Origin of the sequence: Paraburkholderia kururiensis (assembly GCF_034424375.1) — a bacterium.
Taxonomy (GTDB): domain Bacteria; phylum Pseudomonadota; class Gammaproteobacteria; order Burkholderiales; family Burkholderiaceae; genus Paraburkholderia; species Paraburkholderia kururiensis_A.
Window position 1 is genome coordinate 2,701,192 of record NZ_CP139965.1, and the last position, 16,215, is coordinate 2,717,406.

At 65.4% G+C, this 16,215-nt stretch carries 10 protein-coding genes; 5 read left to right on the forward strand and 5 right to left on the reverse strand.

Annotation, left to right across the window (positions count from 1 at the left end; genetic code table 11):
* Window positions 1-240 precede the first annotated feature (240 nt).
* The 4 genes from U0042_RS12150 (at window position 241) to U0042_RS12165 (ending at window position 5,920) form a co-directional block, all read left to right on the forward strand.
* Window positions 241-1,743 (forward strand): collagen-like triple helix repeat-containing protein, encoded by a 1,503-nt coding sequence (locus U0042_RS12150; protein ID WP_327205055.1) that lies wholly within the window; start codon window positions 241-243, stop codon window positions 1,741-1,743.
* Between the two features lie 81 nt (window positions 1,744-1,824).
* On the forward strand, window positions 1,825-3,219 hold the full coding sequence (locus tag U0042_RS12155) for a collagen-like triple helix repeat-containing protein (RefSeq protein ID WP_114810989.1): 1,395 nt from the start codon (window positions 1,825-1,827) through the stop codon (window positions 3,217-3,219).
* Between the two features lie 275 nt (window positions 3,220-3,494).
* Window positions 3,495-5,195, forward strand: coding sequence for a ShlB/FhaC/HecB family hemolysin secretion/activation protein (locus U0042_RS12160; protein ID WP_114811170.1), 1,701 nt, complete (start codon window positions 3,495-3,497; stop codon window positions 5,193-5,195).
* Between the two features lie 239 nt (window positions 5,196-5,434).
* A complete protein-coding gene (locus U0042_RS12165) occupies window positions 5,435-5,920 on the forward strand; it encodes a DUF2147 domain-containing protein (RefSeq protein ID WP_114810990.1) in 486 nt (161 codons plus the stop codon).
* A 115-nt stretch (window positions 5,921-6,035) separates the two neighbouring features.
* Here the strand turns inward: U0042_RS12165 and zapE are convergent, their stop codons facing one another.
* The 5 genes from zapE to typA all read right to left on the reverse strand — a co-directional run bounded on the left by zapE (window position 6,036) and on the right by typA (window position 15,249).
* Window positions 6,036-7,133: a cell division protein ZapE gene (zapE, locus tag U0042_RS12170; protein WP_114810991.1), complete on the reverse strand. Its 1,098-nt coding sequence runs from the start codon at window positions 7,131-7,133 to the stop codon at window positions 6,036-6,038.
* A 92-nt stretch (window positions 7,134-7,225) separates the two neighbouring features.
* Window positions 7,226-8,656 (reverse strand): dihydrolipoyl dehydrogenase, encoded by a 1,431-nt coding sequence (gene lpdA / locus U0042_RS12175; RefSeq protein ID WP_114810992.1) that lies wholly within the window; start codon window positions 8,654-8,656, stop codon window positions 7,226-7,228.
* A 127-nt stretch (window positions 8,657-8,783) separates the two neighbouring features.
* Window positions 8,784-10,058 (reverse strand): 2-oxoglutarate dehydrogenase complex dihydrolipoyllysine-residue succinyltransferase, encoded by a 1,275-nt coding sequence (odhB, locus tag U0042_RS12180; RefSeq protein ID WP_114810993.1) that lies wholly within the window; start codon window positions 10,056-10,058, stop codon window positions 8,784-8,786.
* Between the two features lie 121 nt (window positions 10,059-10,179).
* Entirely contained in the window at window positions 10,180-13,035 is a 2,856-nt protein-coding gene (locus tag U0042_RS12185; protein WP_114810994.1) for a 2-oxoglutarate dehydrogenase E1 component, read from the reverse strand.
* 387 nt (window positions 13,036-13,422) lie between these two features.
* Window positions 13,423-15,249 carry a translational GTPase TypA gene (gene typA / locus U0042_RS12190; RefSeq protein WP_114810995.1) on the reverse strand — a complete coding sequence of 609 codons (1,827 nt, stop codon included), beginning with the start codon at window positions 15,247-15,249 and terminating at the stop codon, window positions 13,423-13,425.
* Between the two features lie 359 nt (window positions 15,250-15,608).
* On the opposite strand from typA, the gene U0042_RS12195 reads away from it, so the two are divergent.
* Window positions 15,609-16,121, forward strand: coding sequence for a MarR family winged helix-turn-helix transcriptional regulator (locus U0042_RS12195; RefSeq protein ID WP_232833371.1), 513 nt, complete (start codon window positions 15,609-15,611; stop codon window positions 16,119-16,121).
* Window positions 16,122-16,215 lie beyond the last annotated feature (94 nt).

The following is a 16,215-nucleotide window of genomic DNA, read 5'->3' on the forward strand; positions in this document are numbered from 1 at the left end:
CGTGCGTAACGGGGGCTCGGGGTCGTTACGTTACGCGGCCATTGAAAACGCATGATTCGCCGGTTCTTTCACGCGCGGCAAACCTGTATGCGGCACCTCGATAAAGGCCGCAAAGCCACGCCCGTCTTCGCTCTGCGCCTTGCGCGATGAATCCATCGTTGTGTTCGCTACTGAAATGGCATAGCTGTTGCAGAGAGTCTTCGCGCAAGGCTTCCAACAACATGTTCATGCGAGGGCGAAATGCAGATTCAAACAATAGAGACCGGAATGCGCGCGACGACGATTGCCGCCACGGTGGCCGTCGTTCTTTCTCTGGCTGCCTGCGGCGGCTCAGGCACGCTGAGTTCGGGTACCGGGGGCGGTGCGGGGAGCGGCAGCAACGGAGCCATTTCTACGGGGGGCACGGGTTCGGGGGGAACGCAAAAGCCGGGGGGCGGCGATAACAACAACAACAATAACAACAACAACGATAACAACGGCACCACGCCCACCGCCAACGCAGCGGGCCAGGTGGTGGGCAGTGCCGGCAACGTCGTCAGCGACGTGGGATCCACGGTGTCGAGCATCGGCAGCGTGATCGGCTCGCAAACGCTGCCCGGCGTGAGCACGCAGACCACCCAGGCCGCGGGCGGCGTCGTGCAGAACGTGGGGGCGGCCGTGTCCACGCTCGGCAACGGCGTCACGCAGGGACTCGGTCAGCTCGGCGCAGGCGGCAATCCCGTGGGCACCACGCTCGCGAGCGTCGGCGGCGCCGTGAGCAACGTGGGCGGCGCGGTCACGAGTGCTGGCAATCTCGTCACGAGCCTCGGCAGCGGCCCGCTTGCGCCGCTCGGTGCGGTGACGTCGCCGCTGGGCGGTGCAATCGACACGCTCGGCGGCGCCGTGACGAACGGCGGCGCCACGCTCACCAACGCACTCTCCACCGGCCCCGTGCAGCAGATCACGCAGCAGGTCAGCACCGCCATCACGCCGATCACGTCGATGGTGGCCGCGACGACGCAGACCGTGGGCACGACGACGGGCCTCGGCGTGCCCGTGGCCGGACTGCTCGGCACGCTCGGCGGTGGACTCGAGAAAGGCGGCGCGCTCGTCGCGTCGTCGGCGGGCGGCAATCCCGTAGCAGCGAGCCTCGGCAACGTCGTCTCCGATACGGGCAAGACCGTGGCCTCGGTGGGCGGTCTCGTGACCGGCGGCACGGGCGGCAGTCCGCTCTCGCCGCTCACCTCCGCACTCGGTGGCCTGGGTGGTCTCAGCGGCGTCACCGGCGGACTCGCAGGCGGTGCCGGCAGCGGACCGCTCGCGCCGGTCACGGGCGTGCTGTCGTCGGTGACGGGTGCGCTCAGCGGCGCGGCGGGTGGCGCGAGCGGTCCGCTCGCCCCCGTGACCGGGCTCGTCAGCACGGTGACCGGGACGCTGAGCGGCGCGGCCGGCGGCACGGGCAGCGGCAACCCGCTTGCGCCCGTCACGGGGCTGCTCGGCACGCTCACGGGCGCATTGACCGGTGCCGCGGGTGGCGCAGGCGCCGGCAGCCCGCTCGCGCCCGTCACCGGCATCGTTTCGTCGCTGGCCGGCGCAGCGACGAGTGCGACGTCGGGCGCGGCGCCGGCGGCCACGTCCGCCACGTCGGGCACCCCGGGCATCTCGCTGACCTCGGCGAGCGGCGGCACCAACAGCGCGTCGAATCCGCTTGCGGGCGTGACGTCGCTCGTGGGCGGGCTGCTCGGCGGCATCGCGAAGAAATAACGACGACTGGAAATAACGCGTGAAGGCACAGGCATCACGCGAGGCAGACCACCTGCATCACACAGAGACCGAGGAGCAACCATGACCCATCACCTCACCTTCACTCCGAGCCACGCACGAACGGCCGTCGCATCGCTGCGCGTGCCCGCGGTCGCGCTCGCCGTGGCCTGCCTCGTGGCGGCCTGCGGCGGCAGCAGTGTCAACGCGCCGCCGGCCGCGGCTTCGAGCGGCGGCACCAGCGGGTCCGGCAGCGGCAGCCAGACGACGTCGGGCTCGACCGGCACATCTGGCGCGCTGACCACCGTCGCCAAAACGGCCGGCGATCTGGGCAGCACGATCGCCTCCACCACGATTCCCGGCGTGAGCCCGCAGGTGACGCAGGGGCTCGGCAATGCGGTGTCGAGCACAGGCGGCGTGGTGGGCGCCTTGGCCGATGCCGTGAGCAACGGCATCGGTCAGACGGGCTCGACGGCAAACCCGGTCGGCACCACGGTTGCAGGTCTCGGCTCGGTGGTCAGCGCGACGAGCGGCGTCGTGCAAGGACTCTCCACGGCGGTGGGCGGCGTGGGCACGGGCAACCTCGCCCCGCTCTCGCCGGTGACGACGCCCGTTGCGGGTCTGCTCGCCAACACGGCGAACGCGGTCAACGCGGGCGGCGCGACGCTCGGCAATGCCCTGGGCTCCGCGCCGGTCCAGCAGATCACGCAGCCCGTGAGCACGCTGATCACGCCGCTCGTGCAGACCGTGAGCAACACGACGCAGACGGCCGGCGTCGCGACGGGCCTCGGCGTGCCGCTTTCAGGCGCGCTAGCGCAGGTGGGCGGCGCGTTGCAGCAGGCCGGCGCGACAGTGGGCGGCACGACCCAGAATCCGCTCGGCGCCGACGTGGGCAGCCTCGTGGGCGCGCTCGGCAACACGGTGACCAACGCGGGCGGTCTCGTGAACCCGAACGGAGCGAACGGCGCCGCGCCCATCCCGGGCCTCATCACGAGTCTTGTGGGCAGCTCGAACGTAGTGGTGGCGAACGGTCCGCCCGCCGGCGGCTACAACCCGCTCACGCCGCTCTCGAACCTGCTCGCGAGCCTCGGGCTCGGCACGAATCCGCTCGGCTCGGCGACGTCGCTGCTCACCGGCACGCCGCTCGCCCCGCTCGGGTCGGTGGCGGGATCGAATCCGCTTTCCACGCTCACGTCTTCGCTTACGGGCAGCGGCGCGGCCAGTCCGCTCGCGGGGCTCACGTCGGCACTCGGCAGCGGGACGAGCGGCGCGTCGAATCCGCTTTCCGCGGTCACGGGTGCGCTGGGTAGCGCAGGCAGTGCAGGCGGCACGGGCGCAGGCGGTCAGTTGCTCGCGCCGCTCACGGCAATCGTGAGCCAGGTGACGGGCACACTCGGATCCGCAGCGGGCTCCACCTCGGGGGCGAGTTCCACGACGGGCGGCCTCTCGGCGCTCGGCGGCATCCTCCACAAGCAATGAGCTGAACGCGCGTGACGGCGCCGCGTGAATGCGGCGTCCCACGACCGTGCATCGCCGTGCGGACCGAACAGACCGTCGGGCCGCACGGCGGGTGATCGAGGCAAGCGAGACGATCGATGGTGCCGGCGATCGCAAGGGCCCATCTCGTCACGCGCCACGCCGCTTCTGCACATCACACATCGCGCAGCCAGCAACCAGCAGCACCGCAGCACACATCGAACAGCAGCGTTGCACACAACGCGCACACAACAACAATGGCCTACGAGGACAATCCGATGAACAACGGATACAACGCATACGCAATCTGGACGATCGCGCTGGCGACGCTTGCCGCGGGTAGCGTTGCGCACGCACAGAGCCGCCCCGCCGCTGCCGGCGGCAACCCGCTCGACGCTCTGCCGCAGATCAACGCGCCGCAGAAAGCGCCCAACGTCACGGTGCAGGTTCAGCAGCAGGCGCCGCAGTTGCAGCAGTTGCTCGCGCGGCATCTCACGCCCACGCGCTTCCAGGTGGAAGGCGTGAAGTCGATTCCGTTCGACGACGTGGCAAAGCGCTTCACACCGCTGGTGAATCACGACATCACGATCGGCGAGTTGATCGAAGTAGCGAACGGCGTGACGAAGCTCTATCAGGAACGCGGCTACGCGCTCTCGTTCGCGTTCGTGCCGGCGCAGACCTTCGAGAACGGCGTGGTGCGCGTGACGATCGTGGAAGGCTATGTCTCGGAGGTGAAGGTCACGGGCAAGCCCGGCAACGTGGAAGGCAAGATCCGCGCAATCGCGGAACACATCCGCGCCGACCGGCCGCTGCGACTTGCCACCTTCGAGCGCTACATCAACGTGCTCGGTCTGTTGCCCGGCGTGAAGGTGGCGGCCAACGTGCCGCCGCCGCAGAACACGGACGGCGCCACGGCGCTCGAACTCAAGGTGGACCGCAAGCCTGTCGATCTGAGCACGGGCATCGACTTCAATCATCCCGGCGTGCAGGGCCTGCTCACGGCCACCGAGAACGGGCTCACTTCGCTCGGCGAGCAGTTGAGCATCTCCGCGCTGCTGCCCAAAGGCCGCGATCACCAGACCTACCTCGCCGCTCACGGCGCGGTGCCGATAGGCAGCGACGGGCTCATCGCGAAGATCGACGCCTCGCATTATCGCGGCAATCCCGTCGACAATCCGGGGCTGCCTTCGTATGTGGAGCGAACGGTAATCAACGAAAAGCTGGGCGGCTCGCTCGCGTATCCGTTGCTGCTGAGCAATACGCGCAGCGTGGTGGGCACCGTGAGCGCCTACGCCTCGCACGACGAGGACCGCTATCACAACACCATCAACGGCGCGCAGTACGGACTGCGCTCGCAGGTGCGCGTGCTGCAACTGCAGGCCGATTACACGAGCGTGCAGACGAGCCAGGTGCGCAAGGCGAGCATCAACGTGGCGAAGGCGTTCGACATACTGGGCGCGTCGAAATCTGTCGATACGAACCTGCCGGGCCTCGTGCAGCAGAACCCCGTGTCGCTGCAATTCGTGCGCACCGGTGCGAGCTTTTCGCAGACCAACGAGTGGCCGTTCAAGATCGGCACCGCGATTTCCGCAACGGGACAGTACAGCCCCGACACCTTGCCCACCTCCGAACAGATTTCGTTCGGCGCGCAACGTTTCGCGCAGGGCTATGAACCGGGCGAGGCATCGGGCGATTCGGGCTGGGCCGTTTCGTTCGAGGTCAATCGTGCGTTCACGCCGGGCTTCACGTATCTGCGCACCATTACGCCGTACGTGTCGTTCGACACGGCACGCGTCTATCTGCATGCCGGCACGCCGCAACCGTCGCGGCTCGCGTCGGTTGCATTCGGCTTTCGCATCTCGGACGCGAAGTACTACAGCCTCGATCTTTCGGTCGCGAAAGCCGTTGGCGACGCGCCCGTGGAAAGCCCTTCGCGCAGCCCGCGTATCAATGCGACGTTCTCTTATCAGCTTAACTGAATGCGCGCCGCGAGTGCCTGCGACTAGAGGTTTTACTCGCAAACGCGCGGCGTGCTTTCACGTATCCTGCCCTCTCGGTTCACGATCGCACGACCGTGCGATTGATCACCGGCCGCTGGAAACAGGCAAGGCGTCGCCTGTCGATGCATACGACGCCGCGCGAAACCCGCCGCTTGACGCACCTTCAACACACCCATCATGGCGGGCATTCGCGACGACTCTTACTCAGGAGGAAGACAATGATCCGCATGACTCAACGTGCGCGCTCCGTCGCGCTCAACACGATCCGCCACGCCGCGCTCGCAGGCGTGTTGCTCACCGGCGCAATGACCGCCATGGCGCAGACCGATACGCCCGTCGGCGTGTGGCAAACCATCGACGATCACACGGGCCAGCCCAAAGCGCTCGTGCAGATCACGCAGGACGGCGACGGTACGCTGTCGGGCAAAGTGATCAAGGGACTCAATCCTGCCGATTCGCCCGACCGTCGCTGCACGGAATGCACGGATTCGCGCAAGAACCAGCTGATTCTCGGCATGACGATCATCAACGACCTGAAGAAGGACGGCGACAAGTGGGACGGCGGCCACATCCTGGACCCGGAGAACGGCAAGGTCTACAAGTGCAACATGCACCTCGAGGACGGCGGGCAGAAACTCGTGGTGCGCGGCTATATCGGCGTGTCGCTGCTCGGGCGCTCGCAGACGTGGATCCGGCAGCAATAAGGTTGGCAGTGATCGCGTGATGAAGGTTGCGGGCGCAAGGCCTGCAACCTTCGTCGTGTAACGCCGGGGCTAACAGCGGTCGGCCGAGGTTCGCTGCGTTGGGCCCGGCTTCAGTTCACGTGAGCGACGTGTCGACAAGCCGGCGTGGCGTGTCGAGATACTCCTTCGATTGCATCTCCACGATGCGCGACACGGTGCGCGCAAATTCGTTGGCCATCGGGCCTTCGACATAAAGCTCTTCGGCCGGCACCGCGGCCGACATCAGGAGCTTCACCTTGTGGTCGTAGAACACGTCGATGAGCCACGTGAAGCGGCGCGCTTCGGAGGCCATGCGCGGCGTCATCTGCGGCACCTCGGAGAGAATCACCGCATGAAAGCGGCTCGCCAGTTCGAGGTAGTCGTTCTGCGAGCGCGGGCCACCGCATAGCGTCGCGAAGTCGAACCACACGACGCCGTCCGCGCGGCGCAGCGCCTTGAGCTCGCGCTTTTCGATGTGCAGGATGGGGCTTTCGTCGGGCACCGCGGCAAGCTCGCTATAGGCGCGGCGCAACGCGCGGTCTGCGGCCGCACCGAGCGGCGTGTGATACGCCTGCACCTGCGCGAGCGTGCGCTGCCGGTAGTCCACGCCCGCATCCACGTTGATCACGTCGAGCTGCGCCTTGATGAGCTCGATGGCGGGCAGCATGCGGTCGCGATGCAGTCCGTCGGGGTACAGCGTATCGGGCGCGTAGTTGGAGGTCATCACGAACTGCACGCCGTTCGTGAAGAGCCGGTCGAGCAGACGGTAGAGGATCATCGCGTCCGCGATGTCGGAGACGTGAAACTCATCGAAGCAGATGAGCCGGTAGCGCCTCGCGATACGGCGCGCGAGTTCGTCGAGCGGATCGGCCTGGCCCTTCAGCTCTTCGAGTTCGCGGTGCACTTCGCGCATGAACTCGTGGAAATGCAGACGCGTCTTGCGCTGCACGGGCACCACGGCATAGAAGCTGTCCATGAGAAAGCTCTTGCCTCGCCCCACGCCGCCCCACATGTACACGCCGCGCGGCAGGTCCGGATGGATGATGAGCTTCTTGAAGGCATTCGAGCGGCGCGCCTTGTAGGCCACCCACTCTTCATAGCACCGCTGCAGACGGTCCACGGCGGCACGCTGGGCGGCGTCCGACTGGTAACCGCGCGTCCGCAGTTCGTTTTCGTAGTACTCGGTGACGTTCATCGTGCAACGGTAAGAAAGAAGGCGGGAGGGATTCGCACCCTGCCCGCCTTCGCAGCCTGCCTCATTCGGCCAGCGTCATGCGACCGGCGTCATTACATGTTCAGCGCGCGCTTGTCGACGGCGAGCGCCGCTTCGCGCATCACTTCGGAGAGCGACGGGTGCGGATGGCAGATGCGGCCGATGTCTTCGGACGCCGCCTTGAACTCCATCGCCACGACGGCTTCAGCGATCAGGTCCGACGCGTTGGCCGAGATGATGTGCACGCCGAGCAGCTCGTCCGTCTTCGCGTCGGCGATCATCTTGACGAAACCATCCGCCTTGTTGATGCCGAGCGCGCGACCGTTGGCAAGGAACGGGAACTGGCCCGTCTTGATCTCGCGGCCTTCGGCCTTCAGCTGCTGCTCCGTCTTGCCGACCCATGCGATTTCCGGCTCGGTGTAGATCACCCACGGAATGCAGTTGTAGTCGATGTGCGGCTTCTGGCCGTCGATCACTTCGGCCACCAGCACGCCTTCGTCTTCGGCCTTGTGCGCGAGCATCGGGCCGCGCACCACGTCGCCGATCGCGTACACGTTCGGCACGGACGTCGCACAGTGCGCGTCCACGTCGATGAAACCGCGCTCGTTCGTCTTGAGGCCGATGGCTTCGAGGCCGAGGTTGTCCGTGTTCGGCACGCGGCCGATCGAGACGATCAGGCGGTCGGCTTCGAGCGTCTGCGCGTTGCCGTCCTTGTCCGCGTAGGCGATGGTGACGCCCTTTGCAGTCGCCTTCACTTCGCCGATCTTCACGCCGAGATGGATGTCGAGGCCCTGCTTCTTGAACTGCTTGGCCGCTTCCTTGGCGAGCGCCTGGTCGGCGGCCGCGAGGAACTCGGGCAGCGCTTCGAGCACGGTCACTTCCGCGCCCAGACGCCGCCACACCGAACCCAGTTCGAGGCCGATCACGCCCGCGCCGATCACAGCGAGCTTCTTCGGCACGGCGTCGAACGAGAGCGCGCCTTCGTTGTCGGCCACGATCTTGTTGTCCACCGGCACGTTCGGCAGGTGGCGCGCCTTCGAACCCGTCGCGATGATCACGTTCTTCGCCGTGACGACTTCGGTTTCGCCTTCGCCGCTCACTTCGATCTGCACGCCGGCGTCGGTGCGGCCCGTGAACTTGCCGTGACCCTTGAGCCACGTGATCTTGTTCTTGCGGAACAGGAACTCGATACCCTTCGTCATCTTTTCGACGATGCCTTCCTTGCGGCTCATCATCTTCGTGACGTCGATCTTGACGTCCGACACGCTGATGCCGTGGTCGACGAGGTGATGCTGGGCGTTCTCGAACTCTTCCGACGACGCGAGCAGCGCCTTCGACGGAATGCAGCCCACGTTCAGGCACGTGCCGCCGAGCTTGAGGGCGCCGGCCGGGTTCTTCCACTTTTCGATGCACGCCACCGTCTTGCCGAGCTGGGCGGCACGAATCGCGGCGATATAGCCGCCGGGACCGGCACCGATCACGACGACGTCAAATTCCTTGGACATAAGAATCCTTTCGATAGGAAGCGCCACGCGCGAGGTGCGTCCATCACGTCCGTGGTCCGGTGCGTCATGGACGCGCCCGCGGCGCCTTGCGGCGCGCCGGGCGCTTCGATGCAGTCAATGCGGGCGATTACAGGTCGAGCAGCAGGCGCGCCGGATCTTCCAGCGCATCCTTCATGGCGACGAGCGAGAGCACCGCTTCGCGGCCGTCGATGATCCGGTGGTCGTACGAGAGCGCCAGATAGTTCATCGGACGGATCACGATCTGGCCGTTTTCCACTACTGCGCGTTCCTTGGTGGCGTGCACGCCGAGAATCGCGGACTGCGGCGGGTTGATGATCGGGGTGGAGAGCATCGAGCCGAACACGCCGCCGTTCGAGATCGAGAACGTACCGCCCGTCATTTCCTCGATGGAGAGCTTGCCGTCGCGAGCCTTCTGGCCGAACTCGGCGATCTTCTTCTCGATGTCGGCGAGGCTCATCTGGTCGGCGTTGCGCAGGATGGGCACCACGAGACCGCGCGGCGAGCCCACGGCGATACCGATGTCGAAATAGCCGTGATAGACGATGTCGTTACCGTCGATCGACGCGTTCACGAGCGGGAACTTCTTGAGCGCGTGGACGGCGGCCTTCACGAAGAACGACATGAAGCCGAGCTTCACGCCGTGTTCCTTCTCGAACTTGTCCTTGTACTTGTTGCGCAGGTCCATGACCGGCGCCATGTTGACCTCGTTGAACGTGGTCAGGATGGCGTTGGTCTGCTGCGACTCGAGCAGACGTTCCGCGATACGCGCGCGCAGGCGCGACATCGGCACGCGCTGCTCCGGACGGTTGTTGAGCCACGTTTCGGCCGATGCCGGCGACTTGACGTCGGGCAGCGAAGGCTTGGCCGGGCGCGCCGCGGGCGCGGCAGCCGGCGCAGCCTTGGCGGCCGGCGCGCCTGCGCCGAGCACGTCGCCCTTCGTGATGCGGCCGTCGCGGCCGCTGCCGGCCACGTCGCCTGCGGCCAGGTTCTTCTCGGCCATGAGCTTGGCAGCGGCAGGCGAAGCAACCGCGCTCGACGATGCCGTGGCAGCCGCTGCGGGTTGCGCGGCGGCCGGAGCAGCGGCCGTGGTGGCCGGTGCGGGCTTCACTTCGGCTTCCACCGCGGCGGCGCCTGCCTTGCCTTCGGTGTCGATCTTGGCGATGACTTCCTCGGCGACCACGGTGTCGCCGTCGTTCTTGATGATCTGCGCGAGCACGCCGGCTGCGGGCGCCGGCACTTCGAGCACGACCTTGTCGGTTTCGAGCTCGATGAGGATTTCGTCCTGGGCAACGGCTTCGCCCGGCTTCTTCTTCCACTGCAGCATGGTGGCTTCCGAAACCGATTCGGAAAGCTGGGGAACCTTGACTTCAACAATAGCCATGTGATTTTCCTGAATACGTGTATGTCGTGTACGGCGGACCGGGCAGCCAATGTGCGCAATAGACGCAACGCGCGCACACGCGCGGGAAAGCGCCTGCGCGCTTTCCCGGTCCGCTCAATCCTTATTTCGCGATCGACGCGCTCTTGAGACGACCGAAGGCACCTTCCACGAGCGCCTTCTGCTGCTCGTAGTGCTTCGCGTAGTAGCCGACAGCCGGCGAAGCCGATGCCGGGCGGCCGCTGTACGCGAGCTTCATGCCTTCCCTCATGCCTTCCTTCAGATGGTGCTCAACGTAGAACCACGGGCCCTGGTTCTGCGGCTCGTCCTGCACCCACACCACTTCGGTCGCGTTGTCGTACTTCTTGATTTCCGCTTCGAACTGCTTGTGGGCAAACGGATAGAGCTGCTCGATACGAACGATCGCGGCATCACCGGCCTTCGCTTCGCGGCGATGCGCGACGAGGTCGTAGTACACGCGGCCCGAGCAGACCACGACGCGCTTGACCTTCTTCGCGTCGATGGAAGCATCGGTTTCGCCGATCACAGGCTGGAACGAGCCCTTCGCGAGTTCCGACAGGTCCGACACGGCTTCCTTATGGCGCAGCAGCGACTTCGGCGTGAAGACGATGAGCGGCTTGCGGAAGAGGCGGATCATCTGGCGGCGCAGCAGGTGGAAGATCTGCGCCGGCGTGGTGGGCTGCACGACCTGCATGTTGTGCTCGGCGCACAGCTGCAGATAGCGCTCGATACGCGCCGACGAGTGCTCCGGACCCTGGCCTTCGTAGCCGTGCGGCAGCAGCATCGTGAGACCCGACACGCGGCCCCACTTCACTTCGCCCGATGAGATGAACTGGTCGATCACGACCTGTGCGCCGTTGGCGAAGTCGCCGAACTGGCCTTCCCATGCCACGAGCGTGTTCGGCTCGGCGGTCGAATAGCCGTACTCGAAGCCGAGCACCGCTTCTTCGGAGAGCACCGAGTCGATCACCGTGAACTTTGCCTGGCCTTCGGCGATGTTCTGTAGCGGGATATACGTGCCGTCGTTCCAGCGTTCGCGGTTCTGGTCATGCAGCACGGCGTGGCGGTGCGTGAACGTGCCGCGGCCCGAGTCCTGGCCCGTGAGGCGCACGGCGTAGCCGGAAGCGACGAGCGATGCGAACGCGAGGTGTTCGCCCATGCCCCAGTCGAGCGCCGCTTCGCCGCGACCCATGGCGCGGCGGTCGTTGATCACGCGCTCGACGAGCGGGTGCACCTTGAAGTTCTCGGGAATCGCGGTGATGCGCTCGGCCAGACGCTTGAGTTCGGCGAGCGGCACGGCCGTGTCGGCCGCGTCGGTCCACTTGCGGTTCAGGAACGGCACCCAGTCCACCGCGTACTTGCTCTTGTAGTTCGAGAGCACGGGATCGACCGTGTGGTGGCCGTCGTCCATCGCCTTGCGGTAGGCCTTCACGTAAGCGTCCGCGTCTTCGGCGCCGATCACGCCCTGCTGCACGAGCTTCTCGGCGTACAACGCACGGGTGCCCGGGTGCTGCGCGATCTTCTTGTACATCAGCGGCTGCGTGACGGCCGGCGTGTCCTGCTCGTTGTGGCCCAGCTTGCGGAAGCACACGATGTCGATCACGACATCCTTGTGGAACTGCATGCGGTAGTCGATGGCGATCTGCGTGGCGAGCACGACCGCTTCCGGGTCGTCGCCGTTCACGTGCAGCACCGGCGCTTCGATCATCTTCACCACGTCCGTGCAATACAGCGTGGAGCGCGCATCGCGCGGGTCCGACGTCGTGAAGCCGATCTGGTTGTTGATGACGATGTGCAGCGTGCCGTGCGTGCCGTAGCCGCGCGTCTGCGCGAGGTTCAGCGTTTCCATCACGACGCCCTGGCCCGCGAAGGCCGCGTCGCCGTGGATCTGCACCGGCAGCACCTGGAGGCCGGCGTCGTCGCCGCGGCGGTCCATGCGGGCCTTGGCCGAGCCTTCCACCACTGGGTTGACGATTTCGAGGTGCGACGGGTTGAACGCGAGCGACAGGTGGACCGGGCCGCCTTCGGTCGCGACGTCCGACGAGAAGCCCTTGTGGTACTTCACGTCGCCGGCCGGCAGGTCGTCGACGTGCTTGCCTTCGAATTCGGCGAAGAGGTCAGCCGGCATCTTGCCGAGCGTGTTCACGAGCACGTTCAGACGGCCGCGGTGGGCCATGCCGATCACGATTTCCTGCACGCCCTTGGCGCCCCCGTGGCGCACCACTTCGTCCATCGAGGCGATGAAGCTCTCGCCGCCTTCCAGCGAGAAGCGCTTCTGGCCGACGTACTTGGTGTGCAGATAACGCTCGAGGCCTTCGGCGGCCGTCAGGCGCTGCAGGATGTGCTTCTTCTTGTCGGCGGTGAAATTCGGCGTAGCGCGGATCGATTCGAGGCGCTCCTGCCACCAGCGCTTCTGCTCGGGGTCGCTGATGTACATGAACTCGGCGCCGATCGTGCCGCAGTACGTGTCGCGCAGCCCCTTGACGATCTCGCGCAGCGACGCCTGCTCGAAGCCGAAGTAGAGGTTACTTGCGCTGTAGGTCTGGTCGAGGTCCGCTTCCGTGAAGTCGTAGAACGCGGGTTCGAGTTCGGGAATGGAGGGACGCTCGCGACGCTTCAGGGGATCGAGATTGGCCCATTGCGAGCCGAGGAAGCGGTAGGCACTGATAAGGGTCTGGACGTGGACCTGCTTGCGGGCCGTGGCGAGGTTCTCGCCGCCTTCGCGCGGGATGAAGGCATTGGCCTTCGCGCGCTGCGCAAACGACTCGACGATGGGACCGTGGGCGACGTCGCTTGCCGAAGTGCCGTCCGATGCGGGAACGTTCTGTAGCGCATCGAAGTATTCACGCCAGTTCTCGGGCACTGACGCAGGATTATCGAGATATGCTTCGTACAATTCTTCGACGTACGGAGCATTGCCGCCGAACAGATACGAGTTCAGCTGGAATTGCTTCATCATTTTTACGCTCACCTTTCTTCGAGTTTCTCGAGAAATAGCGGGTTACTCAACCTTCCGCGACACGGCCTGACCGTTTAGCGGATTGCGCGAATCAAGTCTTGCTTGGAAGGACCTAAAACTGGCATCCGCGGAGCATAGCACAGATCGGATGCGTCCAATAGCCGCGAGATACGCCGCAAACGCCCGTCGCAGCAGCACTTTTCGGTATTCGCAACATTGCTTTGCAGGGCGTGGTGCAATGCAAAGCAATGTTCCTCTACATCCCATCGACATCTCGTCGACGTCCAACCAAGGGCATCGGCCGGTGTTTTGTGAGCCATGAAAAAAGCCGCCCGAAGGCGGCTTTTCCGTTTGTTTCCAGCGAACCTCTGAAAGCGACGCGGCGCTTTAGTCGACGGCGGCTTCGCGGCTCGCGCGGCGGCGCTCGTGCTCCTTCAGGTGACGCTTGCGCAGACGAATGGACTGCGGCGTCACTTCCACGAGTTCATCGTCGTCGATGAATTCGACCGCATATTCGAGCGACATCTGGATGGGCGGCACGAGGCGCACCGCTTCGTCCGTGCCCGAGGCGCGCACGTTCGTGAGCTGCTTGCCCTTGATCGGGTTCACGACGAGGTCGTTGTCACGGCTGTGGATGCCGATGATCATGCCCTCGTAGAGCGCGTCGCCCGGCTTCACGAACATGCGGCCGCGATCCTGGAGCTTCCACAGCGCGTAGGCGACGGCGGCGCCGTCGTCCTGCGAGATCAGCACGCCGTTGCGGCGCTCGCCGAGCGAGCCTTCCTTCACGGGAGCGTACTCGTCGAACACGTGGCTCATCAGGCCCGTGCCGCGCGTGAGCGTCATGAATTCGCTCTGAAAACCGATCAGGCCCCGCGCGGGAATGCGGTATTCGAGACGCGTGCGGCCCCGGCCGTCCGAGGCCATGTCGAGCATTTCGCCCTTGCGGCGGCCCAGCTCTTCCATCACGCCGCCCTGATGCGAGTCTTCCACGTCCACGGTGAGCAGTTCGTACGGCTCGTGCTTGACGCCGTCCACTTCGTGCAACACCACGCGCGGACGCGACACAGCCAGCTCGTAGCCTTCGCGGCGCATGTTTTCGATCAGGATCGTGAGGTGCAGTTCGCCGCGGCCCGAGACTTCGAACACGGTTTCGTCGCCGGTGTCCTTCACGCGCAGCGCCACGTTGTGATTGAGCTCTTTCATCAGGCGGTCGCGAATCTGCCGGCTCGTCACGAACTTGCCTTCCTTGCCGGCGAGCGGCGAGGAATTGACGAGGAAGTTCATGGTGAGCGTGGGCTCGTCCACGGTGATCATGGGCAGCGCTTCGGGGGTATCGACCGCGCAGATCGTGGCGCCGATGCCGATGTCTTCAATACCGTTGATGAGCACGATGTCGCCGGCTTCGGCCGAATCCACCTGCACGCGCTCGAGGCCGCTGAACGACAGCACCTGATTGATCTTGCGCGTGAGCACCTCGCCTTCCGGCCCGAAGCGCAGCGCGACCTGCTGGCCCGGCTTGATGCGGCCGCGGCTGATGCGGCCCACGCCGATGCGGCCCACGTAGGTCGAGTAGTCGAGCGAGGTGATCTGCAGTTGCAGCGGCGCGTCAGGGTCGGCCGGGCGAACCGGCACGTGTTCGAGAATGGCTTCGAAGAGCGGCCGCATGTCGCCTTCGCGCACGCTCGGATCGAGCCCGGCATAGCCGTTCAGGCCCGACGCGTAGACCACCGGGAAGTCGAGCTGCTCTTCGGTGGCGCCCAGCTTGTCGAACAGTTCGAACGTCTGGTTGATCACCCAGTCGATGCGCGCGCCCGGCCGGTCGATCTTGTTCACCACGACGATGGGCTTGAGGCCCAGCGCCAGTGCCTTCTTCGTGACGAAGCGCGTCTGCGGCATGGGGCCTTCCACGGCGTCCACGAGCAGCAGCACCGAGTCCACCATCGACAGCACGCGCTCCACTTCGCCGCCGAAGTCGGCGTGGCCCGGCGTGTCCACGATGTTGATGTGCGTGCCTTCGTATTCGACGGCGCAGTTCTTGGCGAGAATCGTGATGCCGCGCTCCCGCTCGATGTCATTGGAGTCCATCACGCGTTCGGCGACCTGCTGGTTTTCGCGGAACGTGCCGGACTGGCGGAGCAGCTGGTCGACGAGCGTGGTCTTGCCGTGGTCGACGTGAGCGATGATGGCGATATTGCGAAGGGCGCGGGACATAGAAACCTGGGAACAGTTGGAGTGCGCCAGACGATTCCTTGCGGCAATGCCGACTACCGACGCCTGCTGCCGCAAAACCAGGACCAGGAAGGCCGCGGAGCGACGGGCGAGGCAAAACCGGCTCGGCGAATCCAAACCGGTACAGAGCGCACTCTTGGGAACCCAAAATTCTAGCACGTTCGCGTGAACAAATTGATAAGGGTCATAAAGCCTGCCTCCACATCCGCGCGCAGACGAAAGCCCAGGCCCTGGCCGGGGCAATCCGCCGATTCTCTGCCTAAGCCGAGAAAACACTTGCCGCGTCAATTAACGCCCCCTATAATGCCTGCCTGGTCAACCATTGCAGTCGCACGAGAATCATGGCCGATCCTACCCCCGCCACACAGCCGCCGCAGGCCGCCGCCGCTTCATCGGACCTGCTCAATTACCAGTTCGGCGAGAGCGTCGGCTACCTGCTGGCACGGGTGAAATCGAGCATGTCGAACCTCGTCAATCAGCGCACCATGGCGGAACTGGGCATCACGAGCCAGCAGGCCAGCGTGCTCTTCATGGTGGCAAGCGGCAAGTGCGTGCTCGCGGCCGAACTCGCACGCGAGTACGGCATCGACGCAAGCGCCGTGACGCGGCTGGTGGACCGGTTGGAGAAGCGCGGACTGCTGGAGCGTGTGCGCAGTTCCGAAGACCGGCGCGCCGTGCGGCTCGCGCTCACGCCGGAAGGTCTCGCGCTCGCGCGCCGCATGCCGGCCATCTTTTCGGGTGTGCTCGACCGGCTCACCGCCGGCCTGTCGCCCGAGGAGATCGGTTTTCTGAAGAGCATGCTGCGGCGCATTCTCGGCAACGCCTGTAGTTGCGACGCCGCCGACAATGCGTGACCTGGCAAGCAGTTGAAGAAGAACAGCTGATCAAATTAGCTGCACCGTCCAGCATTACGGACACACACACCGACACCTTTCAGGCAACGAGACG

Coding starts and splice junctions, on each gene's coding strand:
- U0042_RS12150 (WP_327205055.1), top strand. CDS start 241: ATGCAGATTCAAACAATAGAGACCGGAATGCGCGCGACGACGATTGCC.
- U0042_RS12155 (WP_114810989.1), top strand. CDS start 1,825: ATGACCCATCACCTCACCTTCACTCCGAGCCACGCACGAACGGCCGTC.
- U0042_RS12160 (WP_114811170.1), top strand. CDS start 3,495: ATGAACAACGGATACAACGCATACGCAATCTGGACGATCGCGCTGGCG.
- U0042_RS12165 (WP_114810990.1), top strand. CDS start 5,435: ATGATCCGCATGACTCAACGTGCGCGCTCCGTCGCGCTCAACACGATC.
- zapE (WP_114810991.1), bottom strand. CDS start 7,133: ATGAACGTCACCGAGTACTACGAAAACGAACTGCGGACGCGCGGTTAC.
- lpdA (WP_114810992.1), bottom strand. CDS start 8,656: ATGTCCAAGGAATTTGACGTCGTCGTGATCGGTGCCGGTCCCGGCGGC.
- odhB (WP_114810993.1), bottom strand. CDS start 10,058: ATGGCTATTGTTGAAGTCAAGGTTCCCCAGCTTTCCGAATCGGTTTCG.
- U0042_RS12185 (WP_114810994.1), bottom strand. CDS start 13,035: ATGATGAAGCAATTCCAGCTGAACTCGTATCTGTTCGGCGGCAATGCT.
- typA (WP_114810995.1), bottom strand. CDS start 15,249: ATGTCCCGCGCCCTTCGCAATATCGCCATCATCGCTCACGTCGACCAC.
- U0042_RS12195 (WP_232833371.1), top strand. CDS start 15,609: ATGGCCGATCCTACCCCCGCCACACAGCCGCCGCAGGCCGCCGCCGCT.